The 21,702-nt window shown below is 70.0% G+C and carries 19 protein-coding genes; 10 read left to right on the top strand and 9 right to left on the bottom strand.

The genetic code is table 11. The features are described 5' to 3' along the window. Positions 1–182 precede the first annotated feature (182 nt). Genes CFB81_RS15265 through CFB81_RS15250 form a run of 4 tightly spaced genes read right to left on the bottom strand, consistent with a single transcriptional unit; the run spans position 183 to position 2,822 of the window. Positions 183–389: a DUF1289 domain-containing protein gene (locus tag CFB81_RS15265; protein WP_089435719.1), complete on the bottom strand. Its 207-nt coding sequence runs from the start codon at positions 387–389 to the stop codon at positions 183–185. Continuing rightward, the gene (locus tag CFB81_RS15260; RefSeq protein ID WP_089435718.1) at positions 386–892 is read right to left on the bottom strand and encodes a YbaK/EbsC family protein; all 507 of its coding nucleotides are present in this window, start codon (positions 890–892) and stop codon (positions 386–388) included. Before CFB81_RS15260 ends, CFB81_RS15265 begins: the two co-directional genes overlap by 4 nt. A gap of 25 nt (positions 893–917) precedes the next feature. Further along, positions 918–1,850, bottom strand: coding sequence for a hydroxymethylglutaryl-CoA lyase (locus CFB81_RS15255; RefSeq protein WP_069620151.1), 933 nt, complete (start codon positions 1,848–1,850; stop codon positions 918–920). A gap of 30 nt (positions 1,851–1,880) precedes the next feature. Next, the gene (locus CFB81_RS15250; protein ID WP_089435717.1) at positions 1,881–2,822 is read right to left on the bottom strand and encodes a glyoxylate/hydroxypyruvate reductase A; all 942 of its coding nucleotides are present in this window, start codon (positions 2,820–2,822) and stop codon (positions 1,881–1,883) included. Positions 2,823–3,147: 325 nt separating this feature from the next. Between CFB81_RS15250 and CFB81_RS15245 the strand changes: the two genes are divergently transcribed. Further along, positions 3,148–3,771 carry an alpha/beta hydrolase gene (locus CFB81_RS15245; RefSeq protein ID WP_069620153.1) on the top strand — a complete coding sequence of 208 codons (624 nt, stop codon included), beginning with the start codon at positions 3,148–3,150 and terminating at the stop codon, positions 3,769–3,771. Positions 3,772–4,026: 255 nt separating this feature from the next. On the opposite strand, the gene CFB81_RS15240 is transcribed toward CFB81_RS15245, so the two are convergent. Beyond that, the gene (locus CFB81_RS15240; protein ID WP_089435716.1) at positions 4,027–4,311 is read right to left on the bottom strand and encodes a hypothetical protein; all 285 of its coding nucleotides are present in this window, start codon (positions 4,309–4,311) and stop codon (positions 4,027–4,029) included. A 549-nt stretch (positions 4,312–4,860) separates the two neighbouring features. On the opposite strand from CFB81_RS15240, the gene CFB81_RS15235 reads away from it, so the two are divergent. Genes CFB81_RS15235 through CFB81_RS15225 form a run of 3 tightly spaced genes read left to right on the top strand, consistent with a single transcriptional unit; the run spans position 4,861 to position 8,861 of the window. Beyond that, complete coding sequence (locus CFB81_RS15235; RefSeq protein WP_089435715.1) at positions 4,861–5,619, top strand: (2Fe-2S)-binding protein; 759 nt, start codon at positions 4,861–4,863, stop codon at positions 5,617–5,619. A gap of 18 nt (positions 5,620–5,637) precedes the next feature. Then, complete coding sequence (locus CFB81_RS15230) at positions 5,638–6,639, top strand: xanthine dehydrogenase family protein subunit M (protein WP_089435714.1); 1,002 nt, start codon at positions 5,638–5,640, stop codon at positions 6,637–6,639. Beyond that, positions 6,636–8,861, top strand: coding sequence for a xanthine dehydrogenase family protein molybdopterin-binding subunit (locus tag CFB81_RS15225; RefSeq protein ID WP_089435713.1), 2,226 nt, complete (start codon positions 6,636–6,638; stop codon positions 8,859–8,861). The genes CFB81_RS15230 and CFB81_RS15225 overlap by 4 nt, the downstream gene beginning before the upstream one ends. Positions 8,862–8,876: 15 nt before the next feature. Here CFB81_RS15225 and CFB81_RS15220 read toward each other — a convergent pair whose 3' ends face one another. Beyond that, entirely contained in the window at positions 8,877–9,794 is a 918-nt protein-coding gene (locus tag CFB81_RS15220; protein WP_089435712.1) for a LysR substrate-binding domain-containing protein, read from the bottom strand. Positions 9,795–9,904: 110 nt separating this feature from the next. Between CFB81_RS15220 and CFB81_RS15215 the strand changes: the two genes are divergently transcribed. Then, on the top strand, positions 9,905–10,543 hold the full coding sequence (locus CFB81_RS15215; protein WP_089435711.1) for a glutathione S-transferase family protein: 639 nt from the start codon (positions 9,905–9,907) through the stop codon (positions 10,541–10,543). Between the two features lie 142 nt (positions 10,544–10,685). Then, positions 10,686–12,887 carry a TonB-dependent siderophore receptor gene (locus CFB81_RS15210; protein WP_089435710.1) on the top strand — a complete coding sequence of 734 codons (2,202 nt, stop codon included), beginning with the start codon at positions 10,686–10,688 and terminating at the stop codon, positions 12,885–12,887. A gap of 54 nt (positions 12,888–12,941) precedes the next feature. Here the strand turns inward: CFB81_RS15210 and CFB81_RS15205 are convergent, their stop codons facing one another. Next, positions 12,942–14,210, bottom strand: a complete 1,269-nt coding sequence (locus tag CFB81_RS15205; RefSeq protein ID WP_089435709.1) for an MFS transporter — start codon at positions 14,208–14,210, stop codon at positions 12,942–12,944. A gap of 106 nt (positions 14,211–14,316) precedes the next feature. On the opposite strand from CFB81_RS15205, the gene CFB81_RS15200 reads away from it, so the two are divergent. After that, positions 14,317–15,360 (top strand): LysR substrate-binding domain-containing protein, encoded by a 1,044-nt coding sequence (locus CFB81_RS15200; RefSeq protein ID WP_069620162.1) that lies wholly within the window; start codon positions 14,317–14,319, stop codon positions 15,358–15,360. Positions 15,361–15,363: 3 nt separating this feature from the next. Here CFB81_RS15200 and dapA read toward each other — a convergent pair whose 3' ends face one another. Beyond that, positions 15,364–16,257 carry a 4-hydroxy-tetrahydrodipicolinate synthase gene (dapA, locus tag CFB81_RS15195; protein ID WP_089435708.1) on the bottom strand — a complete coding sequence of 298 codons (894 nt, stop codon included), beginning with the start codon at positions 16,255–16,257 and terminating at the stop codon, positions 15,364–15,366. A gap of 451 nt (positions 16,258–16,708) precedes the next feature. Between dapA and CFB81_RS15185 the strand changes: the two genes are divergently transcribed. Both CFB81_RS15185 and CFB81_RS15180 read left to right on the top strand, forming a co-directional pair. After that, entirely contained in the window at positions 16,709–17,728 is a 1,020-nt protein-coding gene (locus tag CFB81_RS15185) for a sulfate ABC transporter substrate-binding protein (protein WP_069620164.1), read from the top strand. Between the two features lie 164 nt (positions 17,729–17,892). Further along, positions 17,893–18,867 (top strand): ion channel, encoded by a 975-nt coding sequence (locus CFB81_RS15180; RefSeq protein WP_089435707.1) that lies wholly within the window; start codon positions 17,893–17,895, stop codon positions 18,865–18,867. A gap of 32 nt (positions 18,868–18,899) precedes the next feature. Here the strand turns inward: CFB81_RS15180 and CFB81_RS15175 are convergent, their stop codons facing one another. Further along, the gene (locus tag CFB81_RS15175; protein WP_069620166.1) at positions 18,900–19,514 is read right to left on the bottom strand and encodes a glutathione S-transferase family protein; all 615 of its coding nucleotides are present in this window, start codon (positions 19,512–19,514) and stop codon (positions 18,900–18,902) included. 307 nt (positions 19,515–19,821) lie between these two features. Between CFB81_RS15175 and CFB81_RS15170 the strand changes: the two genes are divergently transcribed. Next, positions 19,822–20,379 carry a DapH/DapD/GlmU-related protein gene (locus CFB81_RS15170; protein ID WP_069620167.1) on the top strand — a complete coding sequence of 186 codons (558 nt, stop codon included), beginning with the start codon at positions 19,822–19,824 and terminating at the stop codon, positions 20,377–20,379. Positions 20,380–21,702 lie beyond the last annotated feature (1,323 nt).

Below are 21,702 nucleotides of genomic sequence, written 5' to 3'. Positions count from 1 at the left end.
TTGCCTGCGAAATGACGTCGCTCGGACGTCGCGCGCGTCCGCGAAAAGCGCTGTAAGAAGCTGTAGGGAAACACCCGATGCGATGCGCCCGCGTCGCTCGTATGATGCGGGCTGTGACGTTGATCACGTTCACAGGATTCCGATCTCGATGCCGTTCGCCCGTGAGGCTGAACGGCTTTTTTTTATGTCTCGCTGCCCGCGATCAGCCGCCGCCGCGCGTCCAGCCGCGCGAGCAGCGCGCGCCTCGCGTCGTCGTCCGACGCACGCCATCCCTTGATCTCGCCGCGCGTGCGCAGGCAGCCCGCGCACCAGTCGGTGCGCGGATCGATCCGGCAGACGTCGGTGCACGGCGACGCGACCGTGGCGACCGGCATCGTCGCGTCGCTCATGCCGGCTCCCGCAACGCGACGTCCGCGACCGGCGCGCCCGTCAGCGACACGAGTTCGTGCGGCGACAGGTTGAACACCGCGTGCGGATGGCCGGCGGCGGCCCACAGGCTGTCGAGCGCGAGCAGGTCGGCGTCGATCAGTGTGACGGGTTCGACCAGATGGCCGATCGGGCACACGCCGCCGATCGCATAGCCGGTGTTGTCGCGCACGAACTTCGCGTCCGCACGGCCGACCGGGCCGACCTGCGCGGCGACCTTCTGCTCGTCGACGCGGTTCACGCCGCTCGCGATCACCAGCACGGGCACGCCGTCGGCCTGCCGGCGAAACAGGATCGACTTCGCGATCTGCGCGACCGAGCAGCCGAGCCCGGCCGCGGCCTCGGCCGACGTCTTGCCGGTTTCGGCGAGCATCACGATGCCTTTCGCATGGCCGCGCTCGCGCAGCAGCAGCGCGACGCGTCGCGCGGAATCGGGCAGGGAATCGAATGAAGCGGGTGTGGTCATGTGGAGGATCCGTGGAATGGCGTGATCAGACGCAGTTCGCGACGTCGGCCGCGCTCTGCGCCTTGGCAAGCAGGGCACGACCGGCGCGCGACACGTTCGCGCGGCCGATCGCGTTCGAGATGAAGTCGCCGGCCGCGACGACCTGCGCGAGATCGATGCCGGTCTCGATGCCGAGGCCCTGCATCAGGTACAGCACGTCCTCGGTCGCGACGTTGCCGGTCGCGCCCTTCGCGTACGGGCAGCCGCCGAGGCCCGCGACCGACGCGTGGAAGATCTCGATCCCTTCGAACAGCGCCGCGTAGATGTTCGCGAGCGCCTGTCCGTAGGTATCGTGGAAGTGGCCCGACAGGCGTTCGCGCGGGAACACGCGCGTGACCGCCGCGAGCACCTCGCGCGTACGCTTGGGCGTGCCGACGCCGATCGTGTCGGCGATGTCGATCTCGTCGCAGCCGAGCGCGGCGAACCGCTCGACGACGTCGACGACCGACGCGACCGGCACCTCGCCCTGGTACGGGCAGCCGAGCGCGCACGACACGCTGCCGCGCAGCCGCAGGCCCGCGTCCTTCGCGGCCTTCGCGACGGGCTCGAAGCGCGCGATGCTCTCGGCGATGCTGCAGTTGATGTTCCGCTGCGAGAAGGCTTCGCTCGCCGCGCCGAAGATCACGACTTCGTCCGCGCGGGCGGCGACTGCGTTCTCGAAGCCCTTCAGGTTCGGCGTGAGCACCGAGTACACGGTGCCCGCGCGGCGCTCGATGCCGGCCATCACGTCGGCGCCGTCGGCCATCTGCGGCACCCATTTCGGCGACACGAACGACGCGGCCTCGACGTTGCGGAAGCCGGCGCGCGACAGCCGGTCGACGAGCGCGATCTTCACGTCGGTGGGCACGAAGGTCTTCTCGTTCTGCAGGCCGTCGCGCGGCCCGACTTCGACGATCTTGACGGCGGTGGGGAACGTCATGGTTGTCTCCAATTTTGTGTAGGGCGGAATTCAGTAGCCGCGCGCGTAGTCGACGATGCCGCTGACGGGCGCGCCGCGCTCGAACGCGCGGATCTTGCCGGCGATCTGCTCGACGGCTTCCGCGCGCAGCGTCTCGGCCGAGCTGTGCGGCGTGATCGTGATGCGCGGCGCTTGCCAGAACGGATGGTCGTCCGGCAGCGGTTCGTGCTGGAACACGTCGAGCGTGGCCGCGGCGACCTGGCCGCTCGCGAGCGCGTCGAGCAGGTCGGCTTCGACGAGATGGGCGCCGCGCGCGACGTTGACGACGTACGCGCCGCGTGCGAGCCGCGCGAATGCGCGCGCCGACAGGATGCCGTCGGTGTCGCGCGTGCTCGGCAGCAGGTTGACGAGCACCTTCGCGCCGTCGATGCACGCGTCGAACGCGCCGTCGCCGGCGAAGGTCGCGATGCCGTCGAGCTGCTTCGCACTGCGGCTGTAGCCGCGCACCGGCAGGCCGAGCGCGGCGAGCGCGCGGGCGACCGCGGCGCCGAGCACGCCGAGGCCGAGGACCGCGACGGTGAAGCTCGTGCGCGCATGCGGTTCGAGCGGCTGCCAGCGGCGTTCGCGCTGTTGCAGGTCGTATTCGTCGAAGCGGCGCAGGTAGCGCAGCACCGCGTGCGTCACGTATTCGACCATCTGCCGCGCCATGCCCGAATCTTCGAGCCGCACGAGCGGCACGTGCGCGGGCAGCGTGCCCGGATGCGCGTGCTCGAGCGCGAGCAGCGCGTCGACGCCCGCGCCGAGGTTGAAGATCGCGCGCAGGCCGTCGCGCGGCGTGAAGAACTCGCGCGGTGCGCGCCACACGAGCGCGTAGTCGGCGGCGGCCGTATCGCCCGGCTGCCACGCGCGCAGTTCGGCTTCCGGCAGCGCCCGCGCGATCTCGTCGCGCCAGGCGCCGGCTTCCTGATGCGGTGAATGGAACAGGATCTTCATTGCGTGACGGCGCGCGCGCCGGCGAGGCGCGTCACGGGAACGGCGAGCGAAGCCGGGCGCGGCGCGCCGGCGGACGTAGCGGACATCGGGCGACTCCTGACGACTGGCCCGGCGCGTCGGCGCGGGGACCGGTTCCGTGTGAAGCGGACGGGAAGCCCACATTCTACGGTTTCGCGGCACATTGCGCCCCCGGTGCGGGCCATGCGCCCGGCGCGGGCCGCGGCCGGTCACCGCGCCGCGCAAAAGCAAAGCACAAAATATTGGTTCGGCCGCGGCGTACCCGACGCCACAATCGAACCTCGTCTTCAAGCAAGCGAGGGCAATCATGCGCGCATGCAGCAAATCGGCGTGGCCGCCGCGGCTCGTCACCGTCCCGGGCCTGCACGGCAGCGAAGGCGCCCACTGGCAGACCTGGCTCGAGCGACAGTTCCCGCGCTCGTTGCGTGTCGAGCAGCACGACTGGGATGCGCCCGATCTCGCGGGCTGGGCGCAAGCGGTGCGCGCGCTGCTCGATCGCGAGCGCGGCCCGTTCGTGCTCGCCGCGCACAGCTTCGGCTGCCTCGCGACCGCGCATGCGCTCGCGCAGTGGCCGCACGTGGGCGATGTCGCGGGCGTGCTGTTCGTCGCGCCGGCCAGCCCGAAGAAATTCACGTTTGCCGGGCCGTTCGACGCGCGCCGGCTCGCGGTGCCGTCGATCGTGATCGGCAGCGAGACCGATCCGTGGATGCCGCTCGCCGATGCGCGCACGCTCGCGCAGCGTCTGGGCAGCGCGTTCGTGAACCTCGGCGATGCCGGGCACATCAACACGGCGGCCGGCTTCGGGCCGTGGCCGCGCGCGAAATACTTCATCGACACGCTGGTGCATTGCGCGGCGCCGCTGCGTTTTCGCGACGCGGACGACGGCTTCGAGGCCGCGCTCGTCGATCGCGCGCTCGCGCACGCGGTCTGACGGGCCGGTTGCGCGGCGCATGCCGCGCGGTGGCTGTCGCGGCATGGCGGGCCGGCGCGCTTGCCATGCGCGGGCGGGGCTGACGGCGGCCAGGCCCGAATCGCTCGGCCGGCCGTGCCCGACGTGGCCCGCGAAGCGGCGCGCCCCCGTGCCGTTCGCGCCGTCGCCGACCGTTACGTCATGTCAGGGGCGGCTCGACGCGAGCGCCCACTGCTCTGCCTGAACAGATCCGACTCCTATCACGCGGCGGCGGGATCAGCCCGGCGACGACGCGGCGGCGCTCGACGCGGCTGCATTCGCGGTGGGCTTCGCATCGTCGTCGTCATCGGGCGGGTAGTGCACGACGGGCGGCGCGAGCGGCGCGGCATCGGATGCGGCGGCGTTCGCGGTCGCGTCGCTGTTGAATGCGCTGGCGGCGCCGCTCGACGCGCCGGCCTGCGGCGTGGCGTCGGTCACGTTGGCGTCGTGCGGTGCGTCGTCGCTGCACGCGGCGACGAACACGGCGGCACACAGAACCACGGCGACGGAAACGCGACGCATGACTTCTCTCCTGGCAGGCTGATCGGGAAACGTTTTCGAGTATGCCGCCGCGATGCGACGTTTCGGTGAATCGTTTGCGATTCCGGCGTGATCGCGAAATGGTTTCGTCAGGCTGACCGCGGTCGCGGCGATCCACCGGTACGCATGGCGGAATTTTCCAGCAGAGGCGGATGCTGCGCGCATTTACACGGCGCGCGACGCCGCGACCCGGCCGCGGCGATGCGGGCGCCATGCGCGGCATCGCACATGCGACCGGCAACTTCCGACCGATGCGCAGCCGGCCGCACGCAAAAATCGGGCGTTATTGCCGCTTCGTCAGCAAGCGGCCAGCCGCGCGTCAGCGTGGCGTCATGGACGCGCGATCGCCGCCGGCTCGGCCCGTCTGCCGCCCGGTGCGCGCCGCGCACGGTGGCCGGCGCCGCACCTGCATGCGGCCCGCGCCGTTTCGCGGCACCCGAATTGCTCTTTGCCGATGCGCGTGCCGACCGCGCTGCCATCCGGGCACGCGGCGCACGTCCGCGTCCATCAACCACGGAGCGAGCAGAAGCCATGTCCAGCGATCGATCCGATTCCCCGTCTGCCGAACCGGCGCGCGACGCTGCCCCGTCGCCGCTCGGGCCCGGCCGTTCGGCGGCGCCGCCGCCGTTGCCGCACGATACGCCGTCCAGCGCCGCGCGGCGCCGTTTCCTGCAATCCGCGGCGGCGGCCGCGACCGTCGGCGCCACATCGCACGTTCATCCGCAGCCGCCGCACGCGGCGTCCACGCCGGCCGCGCCCCGTCGCGATACGGTGCCGGCGCGGCCCGTGCATCTCGACATCAACGGGCGCGCGTACACGCTGCAGCTCGAACCGCGCGTCACGCTGCTCGACGCACTGCGCGAATACGCGGGCCTCACGGGCACGAAGAAGGGCTGCGATCGCGGGCAGTGCGGCGCGTGCACGGTGCTCGTCGACGGGCGGCGCATCAACGCTTGCCTGACCCTCGCCGTGATGCACGAAGGCGCGCGGATCACGACCGTCGAAGGGCTGGCGCGCGGCGGCGTGCTGAGCCCGGTGCAGCGCGCGTTCGTCGAATGCGATGCGTTCCAGTGCGGCTACTGCACGTCCGGCCAGCTCTGCTCGGCGACCGCGCTGCTCGACGAGTTCGCGGCGGGGGCCGGGAGCGCCGCCACCGACGACGTGCGGCGCCGGCCCGCGCAGCTGTCGGACGACGAGATCCGCGAGCGCATGAGCGGCAACCTGTGCCGCTGCGGCGCGTACCCGAACATCGTCGCCGCCGTGCGCGCCGCGCATGCGGCGCACGGCTAGCCGACGGAGGGCACCGCCATGGAAGCAATCTCCTACGAACGCGCGACCGACGTTGCCGGCGCCATGCGCGCGGCGCAGCGGCCCGGCGCGGCCTTCATCGGCGGCGGCACGAACCTGCTCGACCTGATGAAGGGCGGCGTCGCGCGGCCCGTCGCGCTCATCGACATCACGCGCATCGCGGGCCTCGATACGGTCGATGCGCTGCCCGGCGGCGGCGTGCGCATCGGCGCGCTCGTGCGCAACAGCGATGCGGCCGATCATCCGCGCGTGCGCGCCGACTATCCGCTGCTGTCGCAGGCGCTGCTCGCCGGCGCGTCCGCGCAATTGCGCAACATGGCGACCGTCGGCGGCAACCTGATGCAGCGTACGCGCTGCCCGTATTTCTACGATCCCGCGTTCGCGCAATGCAACAAGCGCGAGCCGGGCAGCGGCTGCGCGGCGATCGGCGGCCACAACCGGATGCACGCGATCCTCGGCGCCAGCCCGCAGTGCGTGGCGGTGAACCCGTCGGACATGAGCGTCGCGCTCGCCGCGCTCGACGCGGTCGTGCAGGTGAGCGGCCCGCGCGGTGCACGGCAGATTCCGATCGCGTCGTTTCACCGCTTGCCGGGCGATCGTCCCGATCTCGACACGACGCTCGAAGCGGGCGAACTGATCACCGCGGTGGACTTGCCGCCGCCGCGCTTTGCCGACCATGCGCACTATCTGAAGGTGCGCGATCGCGCGAGCTACGCGTTCGCGCTGGTGTCGGTCGCGGCCGCCCTGCGGATGGACGGCTCGCGTATCGCCGACGCGCGGATCGCGCTCGGCGGCGTCGCGCACAAGCCGTTGCGTGCGACGGAAGCGGAAGCGCATCTCGTTGGCCGCACGCCGACCGACGCGACGCTGCGCGAGGCGGCCGCGCTGGCGTTGCGCGATGCGCGGCCGCTCGACGGCAATGGATTCAAGATCGCGCTCGCGCAGCGGGCGATCGTCCGTGCGGTCGAAACGGCCGCTGCCACGACGGGAGGTGCCGCATGAACACGATGACGGGACAACCGCTCGACCGGGTCGACGGTGTACTGAAGGTGACGGGCGGCGCGCACTACGCGGCCGAATTCTCCGATGCGCGGCTCGCGCACGCGGTGCTCGTCACGAGCACGATCGCATCCGGGCGCATCGAGTCGATCGATGCGGCGCGCGCCCGCGCGATGCCGGGCGTGCTGCTCGTGATCACGCACGAGAACGCGATGCGGCTGCCCAACGGCGGCAAGCCGCCGCTGTCGCCGCCGGCCGGGCGCCGTCTCACGTTGCTGCAGGACGACACGGTGCGCTACAGCAACGAACCCGTCGCGGTCGTCGTCGCCGAAACGCTCGAGCAGGCGACCGACGCCGCCCATGCCGTGCAGGTGCGCTATCGCGCGACCGATGCCGTCGCGGATTTCGCGCAGGCGAAGCGCGGCGCGCGCGTGCCGCCGAAGCAGCAGGGCCGCCCGATGGATACGCAGCGCGGCGACGTCGATGCGGGCCTGCGCGAAGGCACGGTGCGCATCGACGCGACCTATACGACGCCGATGCAGCACCACAACCCGATCGAGCCGCACGCGACGATGGCGCGCTGGGACGGCCCGACGCTCACGCTGCACGATGCGACGCAGGGCGTGTCGGGCGCGAGCACGGCAGTGGCCGCCGTGTTCGGCATCGCACCGGAACACGTGCGCGTGATTTCGCCGTTTCTCGGCGGCGGCTTCGGCTGCAAGGGTTCGTCGTGGTCGCACGTGTCGTTGTGCGCGATGGCCGCGAAGCAGGTGGGGCGTCCGGTTCGCCTCGCGTTGACGCGGCCGCAGATGTTCGGCCCGGTCGGCGGGCGGCCGTTCACAGAACAGCGCATCGTGCTGGCCGCCCGCCAGGACGGCACGTTGACCGCGATGCGCCACGACACGATCGCCACCACGTCGACGTTCGAGGACTGGATGGAAATGTGCGGGATGCCGTCGCGGATCATGTACGCGGTGCCGAATCACGCGACCACGCACCGGATCGTGTCGCTGAACGTCGGCACGCCGACGTTCATGCGTGCGCCCGGCGAGGCGTCGGGCTCGTTCGCGCTCGAATCGGCGATGGACGAGCTCGCATGGCAACTCGGCATGGACCCGGTCGCGCTGCGGCTCGCGAATTACGCGGCGGTCGATCCGCAGGACGGCAAGCCGTGGTCGAGCAACGAGTTGCGCGAATGCTACGCGCTCGGCGCGCGACGCTTCGGCTGGTCGCGCCGCACCGGCGCGACGCGCACGATGCGCGACGGCGACACGCTGATCGGCCTCGGGATGGCGGCCGCCACGTATCCGGCGAACCGCAGCGAAGCGTCGGCGCGGGCGCGCATCCTGCCGGACGGCACGGCCGAAGTCGCGTCGGGCACGCAGGACATCGGCACCGGCACCTATACGGTGATGACGCAAGTCGCGGCCGATGCGCTCGGTTTCGCGCCGCGGAACGTACGCTTCGCGCTCGGCGATTCGAGCCTGCCGCGCGCGCCGGTATCGGGCGGCTCGCAGTCGGCGGCGAGCGTGGCGCCCGCCGTGCGCGAGGCCGCGCTGCAGGCGCGCGCGAAGCTGATCGCGCTGGCGATCGCCGATCCCGGGTCGCCGCTGCACGGCGCCGCGGCCGATGACGTGACGGTCGACAACGGCTGGGTCGTGCATCGCGGCGAGGTGTCGCGGCGCGATCCGGCCGCGGCGGTGATCGCGCGTGCGGGCGGCCAGCCGATCGACGCGCAGGCGACGACGAAGCCGGGCGACGAGAAGTCGCGCTATGCGTCCCATTCGTTCGGCGCGGTGTTTGCCGAAGTGCACGTCGACGCCGAACTCGGCACGATTCGCGTACCGCGCATCGTCGGCGTCTACAGCGTCGGCCGCCTGCTCAACGCGAAAACGGCGCGCAGCCAGCTGATCGGCGGGATGGTGTGGGGGCTCGGCACCGCGCTCGAGGAAGGCTCGCATCTCGACGTGCGGCACGGCCGCTTCACGAACGCGAATCTCGCCGAATATCACGTCCCCGTGAACGCGGACATCGGCGAGCTCGACGTGACTTTCGTCGACGAAAGCGACACGCATTTCAATCCGCTCGGCATTCGCGGCATCGGCGAGATCGGCATCACCGGCGTGCCGGCCGCGATCGCCAATGCGGTCTATCACGCGACCGGGGTGCGGGTGCGCGATCTGCCGATCACGCTCGACAAGGTGGCGATGCCGATGCGCGCGTGAGCGTCGGCATCGGCGTCAGCGCCGCGGCGTCCTGCGCCGCACTTCGCTGCGCAGCCAGTCGAGCCACGTGCGGATCGCCGCTTCGCAGGGATGGCCGGGGCGCCACACGACGTAGTGCGCGTACACGTCGGCGATGCGCACCGTGGACACGCGCACGAGCGTGCCGTCCGCGAGTTCGGGCTCGATCAGCGAGCGGCGCGCGAGCGCGACGCCTCGGCCTTGCAGCGCCGCGTCGATCAGCGCGTTCGTATCGGCGAAGCGCGGCGCGCGTGCGGATTCGGTGAGGTCGAGCCGCGCGGCCTGGAACCACGGTTCCCACGGCTGCGCGGGATGGCGCAGCAGCGTCGCGCGCACGAGGTCGGCCGGCGTGCGCGGGGCGACGCCGTCGCGATTGCGGTACGCGGGGCTCGCGACCGGGAAGATCGTCTCGTTCATCAGCTTCTCGGCGACGACGCCGGGCCACGTGCCGGGCCCGTAGCGCAGCGCGACGTCGATGCGGTCGCGCTTGCGCAGCGGCGCGAGCGCGACAGTCGGATGCAGCACGATCGAGATGTGCGGATGCGCGGCCGAGAAGCGCGGCAGGCGCGGCGCGAGCCAGCGCTCGGCGACGCTCGGCAGCACGCTCACGTTCAACGTCACGTCGCAGGTGCGCGGGCGGCGCACCGCCAGCGTCGGCTCGAACGCGCGTTCGAGCACGCTCAGGCCCTGGCGCACCTGCAGTGCGAGTGCATGCGCGGCGTGCGTCGGCGTCGCGCCGTTGCGTTCGCGCGTGAACAGCGGGTAGCCGAGCTGCGCCTCGAGCGCGCGGATGTGCTGGCTGACCGCGCCTTGCGTGAGCGCGAGCTCGTCGGCCGCGCGCGTGAAGCTCTGCAGCCGCACGGCGGCTTCGAACGCGCGCAGCGTCTGCAGCGGAGGGAGGTGGATGCGTCGCATTCGGGTATTAGTAACACTAATGTCCGAGCACGACAATTCATCGTTTGTCGCGCACCGGCATGCGTTCCTACACTCGGTGCCGTCTTCCACAGCCCGTCGCGCACACCACCATGAACGCCTATCGTCTCTATCTTTCGCCGGGCGCCTGCTCGCTCGCCGCCCACATCGCGCTGGAGGAAACCGGCGCGCCGTTCGACGTCGAGATCGTGTCCGTGCGCGAGCGGCAGAACCTCGACGCGCGCTATCTCGCGATCAACCCGAAAGCGCGCGTGCCCGTGCTCGCGATTCCGGGCGAGCCGCGCGTGCTGACCGAAACGCCGGCGATCCTCACGTATCTCGCGCGCCGCCATCCGGATGCGCAATTGCTGCCGCTCGACGATCCGCTACGCGAGGCGCGGTGCCACGAATGGCTCGCCTGGCTGGTCGGCTGGGTGCACGGCGTCGGCTACGGCGCGCTGTGGCGGCCGGCCCGCTTCATCGACGATCCGGCGCTGCACGGCGCGATCAGCGCACACGGACGCAGCACGATCGAGGCCGCGAACGCGTCGATCGAAGCCCTGCTGGCCGACGGCCGCACGTGGGCGGAGCCGGGCGCGCATTCGATCGTCGATCCGTTCCTGCTCGTGCTGTATCGCTGGGGCGTCGCGATCGGGCTCGACATGACGCGGCATTCCGCATGGACCGCTCATGCGCAGCGCGAGGCCGAACGGCCGGCCGCGCGGCGCGCGCTGGCGCGCGAGGGAGGCTGACGGGGTGGCGCGCGGCCGGCCGGTGGCCCGGCCGTTTCGTTCGGCGGTTCGTTCGGACCGCGAAGTTCGGACGTGTCCAATTGCCATGTCGCACTCAATTCTATTGAATGAGAATCATTATCATCAATGGAGTGGAGTGAACATGAGCCGTTGCATCCAGTCGAGCGCGACGCCGCCGCGCCGCGCGACCGCATCCGTCGCGTTCGCGATGATGACCTGTGCGGCCGCGCCGGCCTGCGCGGAGGAAGGCGAGTCGCGCCACGCACCGCAACTGGACCCGATCGTCGTGCACGGCGCGCGCGATGCCGGTTCGCGCGTCGACCGATCGGGCTCCGCCAAATATGCGACGCCGCTGCTCGACGTGCCGCAGACGATCACCGTCGTGCCGCGCGCGGTGCTCGACGAACAGCAGGCGCTGAGCTTGCGCGAGGCGCTGTCGAACGTCGCGGGCATCACGTTCAACGCCGGCGAGGGCGGCGGCGGGTCGGGCGACATGTTCAATATCCGCGGTTTCGGCGCGAACGCGAACCTGCAGCTCGACGGGCTGCGCGACAGCGCGCAGAACAATCGCAGCGACCTGTTCAACGTCGAGGCGGTCGAGGTGATCAAGGGGCCGAATTCGGTGTTCGGCGGCGCCGGCACGACGGGCGGCTCGGTGAACCTGGTCAGCAAGACGCCGAAGGCCGGCGCGTTCACCGAGGCCGGCACGATGCTCGGCACGTCGGACTACCGCCGCGTGACGCTCGATGCGAACCGGCCGCTGCCCGGCACCGACGGCCGCGCGGCGTTCCGCCTGAATGCGATGGCGCACGTCAACGACGTGCCCGGCCGCGACGACATCCGCAAGCGGCGCTGGGGCATCGCGCCGTCGCTCGCGTTCGGTCTCGGCACGCCGACGCGCGTCACGCTCGGCTATTTTCACCAGTACGACAACAACCTGCCCGACTACGGGCTGCCGGCGCACAACGGCCAGGTGCTGGCCGGCGTGCCGCGCGACCGCTATTTCGGCTGGCGCAACCTCGACCGCGAGCGCATCACGTCGGATACGTTCACCGTGAAGGCCGAACACGACGTGTCGTCCGGCCTGAAGGTGCAGAACCTGAGCCGCTATGCGCACCTGAATCGCGACACGGTGATTTCGGCGTCGCACGTGAACTTGCAGGGCCTGCCGCCGGGGCGCTACCAGCCGGCCGGGCCGCAGGGCTATGGCCGCGATGCGTCGACCGCGATGTGGGCGAACCAGACGAACGTCACCGGCGCGTTTTCGACGTTCGGCATCGGACATACGCTGGTCGCGGGCTTCGAGATCTCGCGCGAGACGTACGGCCGCACGACCTATTCGTACGGACTCAACCGCTTCTACCCGGCCGACGGCTTCGCGCTCGCCGCGCCGCCCGGCGTGTGGCGCGGCCCGGCGCACCGCCAGGACAGCGCGCGCAACGACACAGCGCTGGTCGTGAAAGCACTGTACGCGTTCGACACGATCTCGGTCGGCCGCCACTGGGACATCGACGTCGGGCTGCGGCACGACTGGATCGACGGCCGGTCGGAAGGCGCCGCGGCCGGCAAGCCCACCGAGCGCGCGGATACGGCCGATCGGCATCTGAGCACGCGCGCGGGGCTCGTGTTCAAGCCGACCGACAACGGTCGCGCGTACTTCGCATACGGCACGTCGTTCAACCCGTCCGCCGAATTCCTCGTGACCACCGGCTCCGGCGTGAGCGCGGCGACCGGCGCGCTCGCGCCCGAGAAAAACGAGAGCTTCGAATTCGGTGCGAAATGGGAAGGACTCGCGGGCATCGCGCTGAACGGCGCGCTGTTCCAGACCGAAAAGAAGAACGCGCGCGAACGAATGGCGGACGGCAGCTATGCGCTCGTGGGCCGGCAACGCGTGCGCGGTGTCGAGCTCGGTGCCGCCGGCAAGGTGACGCCGCGCTGGGACGTGTTCGCGAACTACACGTATCTCGCGAGCGTGACGCTCAGCTCGCCGTCGTCGCCGCGGCGCGACGGGCAGGCGCTCGGCAACACGCCGCGGCACGCGTTCAACGTGTGGACGACCTATCGGTTGCCGGCGGGCTGGACGGTCGGCTACGGTTCGCACTTCGTCGGCCGGCGCAACGTGACGTCGCAGGGCGACGGCAAGCTCGGTGCGTACTGGGTGCACAACCTGATGGCGAGCTATGACGTAAGCCGCCGGCTGCGTATCCAGCTGAACGTCGACAATCTGTTCGATCGCGCGTACGTCGAACGCGTGCGGCAGGTGTCGGGCAGCGAATCGCGATCGTCGGCGGTCGAGTTCGGCGACGGCCGTTCGGCGATGCTGTCGGCCGTGTACAAGTTCTGAGCGCGTCGCGCAACGGCGGCCGCGCTCGACGCCGTCGGCCGCCGCGCGCGCCCGTCATCGCGCAAACAGCGGGTAGGTCGAGGCGGCGATTAACGCCGCGGCGAGCCACACCACGCTCCAGGAACTCGCGGCGAGCAGCGGCGGAATCGCGAGCGGCGTCGCGAACAGCCCGAGGTAGACGACCGTGTTGGCCATCCCGAGCGCGGTGCCCGCGTGGTTCGCACCCGCGAGCGTCGCGAGCTCGGTGTACGCGACGCCGTGCCATGCCGATACGCAGACGCCGGCGAACACGAGAATCGCGACGATCGCGGCGAGCGGCACATGCGGGCTGCCGGCCGTCGCGGCCGCGAGCAGCGTGAACGATCCGGCCGCGACGAACACGGAACCGCGCAGGTACGCGCGCCGGTTGCCGTGCCGGTCGGTATGGCGGCCGCTCCAGACGCGCATCACCATCGCGCCGAGTTGCAGCGCGACCATCGCCGCGCTGATGCCGGCGAGGCCGAGCCGGCCGAAGTCGTGCAGGAACACCGTCGCGAACGTGAGCACCGCGAACTGCGGCGCGCACAGCAGGCCGATGCCGAGCACGATGCGCCACACGGGGCCGCTCACGAGCGGGTTGCGCGCGTGGCCGGCGGGCTGCGACCGTGGCAGGGCGAGCGGCGTGGCGACGTGCGCCGCGGCCGGCACGGCGGGCGGCTCGTGCAGCCAGCGCCAGGTGAGCGCGGCCGATCCCGCGCACAGCAGCATCAGCGCACCGAATACCGCGGCGAAGCCGGCATGCGACGCGAGCGACGGCAGCAGCGCCGCCCCGAGGCCGCCGCCGAGCGGCACGGCCGTCTGCCGGATGCTCATCGCGAGCCCGCGTTCGCGCTCGCCGAACCAGCGCATCACCGCGCGCCCGCTCGACCCGTTCACGCTGCCGCCGAGCAGGCCGACGCAGCCCATGGCCGCGACGACCCGCATCAGCGGCGGCACCGCGTGCGCGGTCGGGGCGATCGTGCCCATCATCAGCGCGAGCATCGCGGCCGTCGCGACGAGCCCGGTCAGCAGCACGCGGCGATCGCCGAAGCGGTCGGCGGCGATCCCCCACGGCAGCTCGGACAGCGCGACGCCGAAGCCGAGCGCGCCGAGCACGAGGCCGAGCGCGCCGTTGTCGAGGTGATAGGCCGAGCGCATCCACACGGCCGTGGTCGGAATGCCGGCCGCGGCGGCCGAAAAGCTCATGTTCGCGGCGACACCGGCGGCCAGCACGCGCCAGCGATGAGCCGGCCCGCGCACGTCGCGGGCAGGCGAAGCGGGGGAAGCGATATACGAGGTATCCATGACGGCAAGCCCGATTCGAAGTTGACGCCCATAGTCTGGCGGCCTACATTCATCCTGAAAATCGGAAAGTTTTTGATGAATCGTTCGATAAATCAGGATGATTGAGATGCCCGAACAAGACATTCCACGCGACGGCGGCGAGCCGCTCGCGGGGGCCGACGCCGCGCTGGCGCGGCCCAACTTCGACGTCGCGGCGCTGCGCAGCCTCGTCGCGGGTGTGGATCTCGGCAGTTTCGCGAAGGCGGCGGATCGCGTCGCACGCTCGTCGTCGGCGGTGAGTGCGCAGATTCGCAAGCTCGAGGAGCAGGCCGGCACGCCGCTGTTCGTGAAAGCCGGGCGCGGGCTCGCGCTGACCGACGCCGGCGACGCGATGCTGCGCTACGCGCGGCGGATGATCGAGCTGAACGACGAGGCGGCCGCGGCCGTGCGCGGCGTGAAACTCGACGGCTGGGTGCGGGTGGGGCTGCAGGAGGATTTCGGCGAGGCGATCCTGCCGGACGTGCTCGGGCGGTTCGCGCGCGCGCATCCGAAGGTGAAGATCGAGGCGCGCGTGGCGCGCAATGCCGATCTGCTCGACCGGCTCGATGCGAACCAGCTCGATCTCGCGCTCGTGTGGGGCGATCCGGCGTCGGCGGCGCTCGTGTCGCGGGCGGGGATCGACGGCGAAGCGATCGCGCAGGTGCCGATGCAATGGATCGGCGCGGTGGCGGGCGGGGCTGTCGGGATGCCGGATGGCGGCGCGGAGGCGCGTGGGGAGGGCGGTGTCGGCGAAGCGGGCGGTCGTGCCGTGCGGGGGACGGACGAGCCGTTGCCGCTCGTCGTGTTCGACCGGCCGTGCCGGTTCTTCGGTGCGGCGACCGATGCGCTCGACCGCGCCGGCGTGCCGTGGCGCGTCGCGTTCACGACGCCGAGCCTGGCCGGGCTATGGGCGGCCGCGGCGGCCGGCCTCGGGCTGACGGTGCGCTCGCATTACGGGCTGCCGGCGTCGGTGCGCGTGCTCGACGCCGCGTCGTGCGGGCTGCCGGCGCTGCCGAGCCTGCCGCTGATCCTGCTGCGGCGCACGTCGTCGGCGACGCCGACGGTCGAGCGGCTCGCGCGGATCGTGACGCAGGCGGTGCGCGGTGCGACGGAGCAGGCGCTTGCGGCGTGATTCCTATGCCGCTGCGGCGTCCGGCTCGATCGCCTCGAGCTCCGCACAGAGCTTGCCCAACCGCGCCCGCAACCCGTCGCTCGCCGGCACGAACGGCAGCCGCAATCCGTCCTCGCACCATCCTTGCGCGGCGAGCACGGCCTTCACCGGCGCCGGGTTCGGTTCCGCGAACAGCGCCGCGACGAGCGGCTGCAGCGCGACCGACAGGCGTCGCGCATCGGCGAGCCGCCCGTCGCGCAGCCACGCGTGAATCCGCACATGCCATTCGGGCAGCACGTGCGCGCTGCTCGCGATCGCGCCGTGCGCGCCCGCGCACATCGCCGCGAAGTTCTGGTTGTCGTCCCCGGACAGGATCGCGAGCGGCGTGTCGTGCACCAGCCGGCTCATCCGGTCCAGCGTGCCGCCGCATTCCTTGATGCCCGCGACGCGCGAGTCGCGCGCGAGCGCCTGCAGCGTGTCCAGTTCGACATTCACGCCGGTGCGGTACGGGATGTTGTAGACGAGCACCGGCAGGTCGGCCGCGTCGACGATCGCCTCGACATGGCGGCGGATGCCGTCCTGCGTCGGCCGCACGTAGACGGGCGGCGTGACGAGCAGCCCATCGGGGCGCAGCGCCGCGAGTTCGCGCGCGCGGGCGGCTGCGAAGTGCGTGGCGCTCGCGGTCAGCCCGACGACAATCGGCATTCCGGCCGCCGCGTCGCGCAGCGTCGCGAACACCGCGTCCTGTTCGCGCGCGTCGAGCAGCACGCCTTCACCGGTCGTCGCTCCCGCGACGAAGCCCGCGATGCCCGTGGCCGCATAGTGGCGCGCGAGCCGCGCGAGCGCCGCATGGTCGACCTCGCCGTGGTGGAACGGCGTGATGATCGGCAGCCAGATACCTTCGAAACGTGTGTTCATGCAAAGCCTCATGGTGGAAACGGAGTGGAAAGGAACCGTTCCGCCGGCGGTGTGCCGGAGCGAGGCATGCGTGCAAGGAGAAAGAAACGACCTGCGGGCATCCCGTCCGGCATTCGCCTGACGGGACGCGACGTCCCCGTCAGTCGAGGCGTCGTTTTTTCAGTTTCAGCCCGGCCGCGCGCACACCTGCCGCGACGGCGGCGAGGATCGAGGGCGAGCGCAGGAGAGCGGACATGGATGAACCGTGAGTGGGCTGAGCGGCGATCTTAACATCGGGGCGGCGGCGCGCGCGAGTCCCGGCTGCCCTTTAGCAGGATTCGAGATTTGCTTTCCACGACTGATTGGAAGGGGCGCCGCGGCCGGCCGCTAGAATGCCCGCTTACGTTTCGATGACAGCGCGTACGCGGGCGGTCACGCACATTCACCACCACTGGAAACGGGGCATATCACGATGGCAAGCATCAAGGGGATCGGTCGCTGGCTGCACACGGGCGCGGCGGCGGCGCTGGTCGTGGCGGCGACGGCCGCGCACGCGGACACGTCGATCCTGAACGTGTCGTACGACGTGACGCGCGAGCTGTACAAGGACATCAACGCGAGCTTTACCGCCGCCTACAAGCAGAAGACCGGCGAGACGGTCGAGATCAAGCAGTCGCACGGCGCGTCGAGCGCGCAGGCGCTGTCGGTGCTGCAGGGGTTGCAGGCCGACGTCGTGACGATGAACCAGCCGAACGACATCGACCTGCTCGCCGAGCGCGGCCAGCTGCTGCCGAAGGACTGGCGCGCGCGCTTCCCGGACAACAGCTCGCCGTACTCGACGACGATGGTGTTCCTCGTGCGCAAGGGCAACCCGAAGGCGATCAAGGACTGGAGCGATCTCGCGAAGCCGGGCGTGCAGGTGATCATCGCGAACCCGAAGACGTCGGGCAACGGCCGCTATGCGTATCTCGCCGCATGGGGCTTCCAGAAGCAGAAGGGCGCGACCGACCAGCAGGCGCTCGACTTCGAGAAGGCGATCTTCCGCAACGTGCCGGTGCTCGATTCGGGCGGCCGCGGCGCGACGACGACGTTCACGCAGCGCGGCATCGGCGACGTGCTCGTCACGTTCGAGAACGAGGTCGCGCTGATGGACACGGGCGCATCGGGCGCGCAGTTCGACGCCGTGTATCCGTCGGCGAGCATCCTCGCGGAGCCGCCCGTCGCGGTCGTCGACAAGGTGGTCGACAAGAAGGGCACGCGCAAGGTCGCGCAGGCGTATCTCGACTATCTGTACACGCCGCAAGCGCAGGAGATCATCGCGCAGCACCATCTGCGCCCGCGCGACGCGGCCGTGCTGAAGAAGCATGCGGCCGAGTTCAAGGCGCTGAAGACGTTCAGCGTCGAGCAGGTCTTCGGCAGCTGGGCGAACGCGCAGAAGACCCATTTCGCCGACGGCGGCACGTTCGACCAGGTGATCGTCGACCGGAAGTGAGCGCGGCGCGCGCCACGCGCGCGTTTGCATGACGACGCAGCCGGCCGCTCGTGCGGCCGGCTTTTTTTGCGGTTGCGCGGCGGATCGCCGCTCCGGACCGGCCGCATTCCCGGCCGCCGCCGCGCGTGCTACGCTCATCGCCTTCCTGCAACCGGCGCCCCGCGATGAACGTCGATTCGTCTTCCCCAGCCTCCCGCGGCCGTGGCCGCAAGATCTGGTCGGGCACCCGCCCGGTGGTCGCGTACGGGATGCCGCCGCTCGGCTGGCGCGACTTCTATCACCGCGCGCTGACGGTGAGCTGGCCCGTGTTCTTCCTGTCGCTCGCGGTGCTGTTCCTGCTGCTCAACAGCGGCTTCGCGATGCTCTATCTGCTCGGTCACGAGCCGATCGCGAACCAGGCGCCGCCCGGCTTCGGCGGCGCATTCTTCTTCAGCGTCGAGACGCTCGCGACCGTCGGCTACGGCGACATGCATCCGCAGACGGTGTATGCGCATCTCGTCGCGACGTTCGAGATCTTCGTCGGGATGTCGAGCATCGCGCTGGCCACGGGGCTCGTGTTCGCGCGGTTTTCGCGGCCGCAGGCGAAGATCCTGTTCGCGCGCTACGCGATCGTGCGGCCGCTGAACGGCCGGATGACGCTGATGGTGCGCGCCGCGAATGCCCGCCAGAACGTGATTGCCGAGGCGCAGGCGAAATTGCGGCTGCTGCGCGTCGAAGGCACGCACGAGGGCTACGCGCTGCGCAAGATTCACGACCTGCCGCTCGTACGCAACGAGCATCCGATCTTCCTGCTCGGCTGGAACCTGATGCACGTGATCGACGAGTCGAGCGCGCTGTTCGGCGAGACGCCCGAATCGCTCGCCGCGCGCGACGCGCAATTGCTGATCACGATCGAGGGCTCGGACGAGACGACCGCGCAGGTCATGCAGGCGCGTCATGCGTGGGCGCATGGCGAGATCCGCTGGCGCCACCGCTATGTCGATCTGATGCACGACGAGGACGGCATCACGCACATCGATTACACGCATTTTCATGAAGTCGTGCCGATCGACGACGACACCGACGAACGCGGTTCGCCGGGCGTGGTGATCGACGCGGACGCGTCGGCATCGGCGCCGGGGCCGGCCGCGCAGGCGTGATCGAGTGCGGCGGGGCGCGGCCCCGCTGCGCGTCACGCGTGCAGCAGGCGCGCCGCTTCGCGCTGTTCGATCGCGACCGCGCGACGGAACGCGTCGCGATCCTCGGCGCGCGCGACGTAGTCGCCGAGCACGCCTTCGTGCGGCAGCAGATGCGCATCGAACGCGATCCTCAGCGTGCTCGCGAGCAGCAGGTCGGCGGCGGTGAAGCGCTCGCCGACGAGCCAGCGGCTATGGGCGAGCGCTTGCGCGAGGGCGCGCTGCACGCGCGCGATGTTGCCCCAGCCGAACGCGACGGGGTTGCCCGACGCGCCGGTGAATTTCTCGGCCATTGCCGGTTCGAGGCAGGTCGGCGTGAAGAACATCCACTGGAGGAAACGGCCGCGCAGCGGATCGTCGGGCGCGACGCCGAGCCCGGCAGCCGGACAGCGGTCGGCGAGATAGAGCAGCACGGCGCCCGATTCGGCGAACGGCGCGCCGCCGTCGTCGAGCGCGGGCAGCTTGGCCATCGGGTTGACCTGCACGAACGCATCGCTGCCCTGTTCGTGCGAACGCAGGTCGATCGGCACGAGTTCGTACACCACGCCGATTTCCTCGAGCATCCACAGCGCCCGGAATGCCCGGGTTTTCGGCCAGTAGTAGAGCTTCATCGCGCCTCCGGGTTGGGGTGCAGGGGTCGATGCCCAAGCGTACCGGAGCGCGCGAGGTTGGGACAGGGCGCCGGGTCGATTGCATGCGATGAATCGACTAAATCGCCCGTAAAGCCTTGCACAGCGGAAGTTCAATAAATAACTAGTTATATAGAAACTAGTTATGAAAATTCACGGAGATTCCCGCGGAAATCGGCACGACACAATGTGCCCGCCCTATCCGCGGTACCCGCGCACAGCCACGCAATCGCCCGTCCGCGACCGCCAACGCATCCCGCAACCCACACTCACCGGAGACAAGTCACGCATGGCAAACGACGATCGCACCACGATCATTCCGCGCAGAACGCCCGAATCGGCGGCCATGGTGGCCGAGGTCAAACGGGCGATGGCGATCACCGCGCGGCTCAACCGCCTGACGTTCGACGATGCGGTGGACGTGCGCGCATTGTTCGGCGAACTGATCGGCACGCAGGTGGACGACGGTTTCACGCTGATCCCGCCGTTCCATGCGACGGGCGGCACCGGCATGAAGCTCGGGCGCAACGTGTTCGTCAACCAGAACTGCACGTTCTACGACCTGGGCGGACTCGAGATCGGCGACGACGTGATGATCGGCCCGAACGTCAGCCTGATCACGTCTGGCCATCCGGTCGAGCCTTCGCGGCGGCGCGACTGCGTGGTCGCGAAGCCGATCGTGATCGAGCGGAACGTGTGGATCGGCGCAGGTGCGACGATCATCGGCGGCGTGACGATCGGCGAGAACGCGGTCGTTGCGGCCGCGGCGGTCGTTACCCGGGACGTTCCGCCGAATACGCTGGTCGGCGGCAATCCGGCGAAGATCATTCGATCGATTGCGGAATAAAGTCGTCCGGCGTGCGTGCCGGCGCGATGAAGCATCGGCGATGGGATGTGGACAACCCGCCGCCAGAGCCAGTCGAAACGCTGTGCATCTGAACGGTGAGTGTGCCGCCGAGGCCGTCCGGACAAGCCTTTGCGGCTTTTCCGGGTTGTCGCGCGTCGCGTCGTCCGTCGAGCGGCAGATGAAGATTCGATCGCGAGCACGGTTGTGGATATCCGGCATCGAAACGACTCGGCGACCTGTGGTTTTCACAGGTGAGGAGGCCGGACGCTGCGCGAGACATGAAGCGGGTTGTGGACAACTCGCGGCAAGACGAAGCGAAATGCTGTGAAATCCAACGGTGAGTGTCGCCCACGACCTGGCGGTGCGCCCGTACCGGCATGGGTTTCAGGCCGTTGCCGCGGTTCGGGGCGACGCGCATTCTAGCCGAATGACGCGCGTGCATGACCATCATCGGCCGGCTCCGCGATGTCGGTATCCGGCTCCGTCCCCCAATCGAAGGGCTGTGCATTCTAACGGTGAGTGCAGGCGCGTGGTTCGCAACATGCGGATTTCGACGTCGTATCTCCGCCTTTTCCAGCGACTCGGCGCGCTGTGCAATTCGATGGTGAGCATGAGTCGACGACCGGCGCGTAGCCCGTCAGGATGCGGCCGTGCGACCGTATATGTCACGCGAAGCGGGGTTCCTGTCAGGCCCGGGCGCAAGGTGCGAGCAACGGCTACGCGCGTTTTCGTGTGGATATCCATCCGTCGGAATGACTCGCGGCGCTGTGTATTTCGACGGTGAGCATCGGCGCCTGATCGGGTGATGAGCCGCTCCCGGTATGGATTGCCAGTCGTCGGCGTCCGTCGAAACGCGCGTCGGTTATCGATCGTAGAACGCTCGTCCATGTGGATATCTGCCTCGCTCGATCACTCGAAGCGCTGTGGTTTTCAACGGTGAGTGCGTGCGAATGGCCGGGAGGCAACGCAGATCCGAACGTGGACAACCGCCACCGCAGCCAGTCGAACCCCTGTGTATTTCAATGGTGAGCGTGAGTCGGCAGTGGCATGGCTTGCGCGTTCAGACGTGGATATCCGGCCCTGCCAACCACTCGAAGCGCTGTGGTTTTCAACGGTGAGTGCGTGCGAATGGCCGGGAGGCAACGCAGATCCGAACGTGGACAACCGCCACCGCAGCGAGTCGAACCCCTGTGTATTTCAAAGGTGAGTGCGAGCCGGCAGTCGCACGGCATGCGGATTTCGGTGAGGATATTCGCCCTCCAAGCCCACCCTCGCCCCCATGTATTCGAACGGTGAGCGCAAGCAGAGGACCGACGAAACTCG

The sequence above is a fragment of the Burkholderia sp. AU28863 genome, assembly GCF_002223195.1.
Taxonomy (GTDB): domain Bacteria; phylum Pseudomonadota; class Gammaproteobacteria; order Burkholderiales; family Burkholderiaceae; genus Burkholderia; species Burkholderia sola.
This window is presented reverse-complemented; position numbering and strand designations above follow the sequence as displayed.

Bases quoted from the DNA above. Each gene is read 5' to 3' on its own strand.
- CFB81_RS15235 (WP_089435715.1), top strand. From the start codon at position 4,861: ATGTCCAGCGATCGATCCGATTCCCCGTCTGCCGAACCGGCGCGCGAC.
- CFB81_RS15240 (WP_089435716.1), bottom strand. From the start codon at position 4,311: ATGCGTCGCGTTTCCGTCGCCGTGGTTCTGTGTGCCGCCGTGTTCGTC.
- CFB81_RS15200 (WP_069620162.1), top strand. From the start codon at position 14,317: ATGCCCGAACAAGACATTCCACGCGACGGCGGCGAGCCGCTCGCGGGG.
- CFB81_RS15245 (WP_069620153.1), top strand. From the start codon at position 3,148: ATGCGCGCATGCAGCAAATCGGCGTGGCCGCCGCGGCTCGTCACCGTC.
- CFB81_RS15215 (WP_089435711.1), top strand. From the start codon at position 9,905: ATGAACGCCTATCGTCTCTATCTTTCGCCGGGCGCCTGCTCGCTCGCC.
- CFB81_RS15205 (WP_089435709.1), bottom strand. From the start codon at position 14,210: ATGGATACCTCGTATATCGCTTCCCCCGCTTCGCCTGCCCGCGACGTG.
- CFB81_RS15230 (WP_089435714.1), top strand. From the start codon at position 5,638: ATGGAAGCAATCTCCTACGAACGCGCGACCGACGTTGCCGGCGCCATG.
- CFB81_RS15265 (WP_089435719.1), bottom strand. From the start codon at position 389: ATGAGCGACGCGACGATGCCGGTCGCCACGGTCGCGTCGCCGTGCACC.
- CFB81_RS15220 (WP_089435712.1), bottom strand. From the start codon at position 9,794: ATGCGACGCATCCACCTCCCTCCGCTGCAGACGCTGCGCGCGTTCGAA.
- CFB81_RS15260 (WP_089435718.1), bottom strand. From the start codon at position 892: ATGACCACACCCGCTTCATTCGATTCCCTGCCCGATTCCGCGCGACGC.
- CFB81_RS15180 (WP_089435707.1), top strand. From the start codon at position 17,893: ATGAACGTCGATTCGTCTTCCCCAGCCTCCCGCGGCCGTGGCCGCAAG.
- CFB81_RS15175 (WP_069620166.1), bottom strand. From the start codon at position 19,514: ATGAAGCTCTACTACTGGCCGAAAACCCGGGCATTCCGGGCGCTGTGG.
- CFB81_RS15250 (WP_089435717.1), bottom strand. From the start codon at position 2,822: ATGAAGATCCTGTTCCATTCACCGCATCAGGAAGCCGGCGCCTGGCGC.
- CFB81_RS15185 (WP_069620164.1), top strand. From the start codon at position 16,709: ATGGCAAGCATCAAGGGGATCGGTCGCTGGCTGCACACGGGCGCGGCG.
- CFB81_RS15225 (WP_089435713.1), top strand. From the start codon at position 6,636: ATGAACACGATGACGGGACAACCGCTCGACCGGGTCGACGGTGTACTG.
- CFB81_RS15255 (WP_069620151.1), bottom strand. From the start codon at position 1,850: ATGACGTTCCCCACCGCCGTCAAGATCGTCGAAGTCGGGCCGCGCGAC.
- dapA (WP_089435708.1), bottom strand. From the start codon at position 16,257: ATGAACACACGTTTCGAAGGTATCTGGCTGCCGATCATCACGCCGTTC.
- CFB81_RS15170 (WP_069620167.1), top strand. From the start codon at position 19,822: ATGGCAAACGACGATCGCACCACGATCATTCCGCGCAGAACGCCCGAA.
- CFB81_RS15210 (WP_089435710.1), top strand. From the start codon at position 10,686: ATGAGCCGTTGCATCCAGTCGAGCGCGACGCCGCCGCGCCGCGCGACC.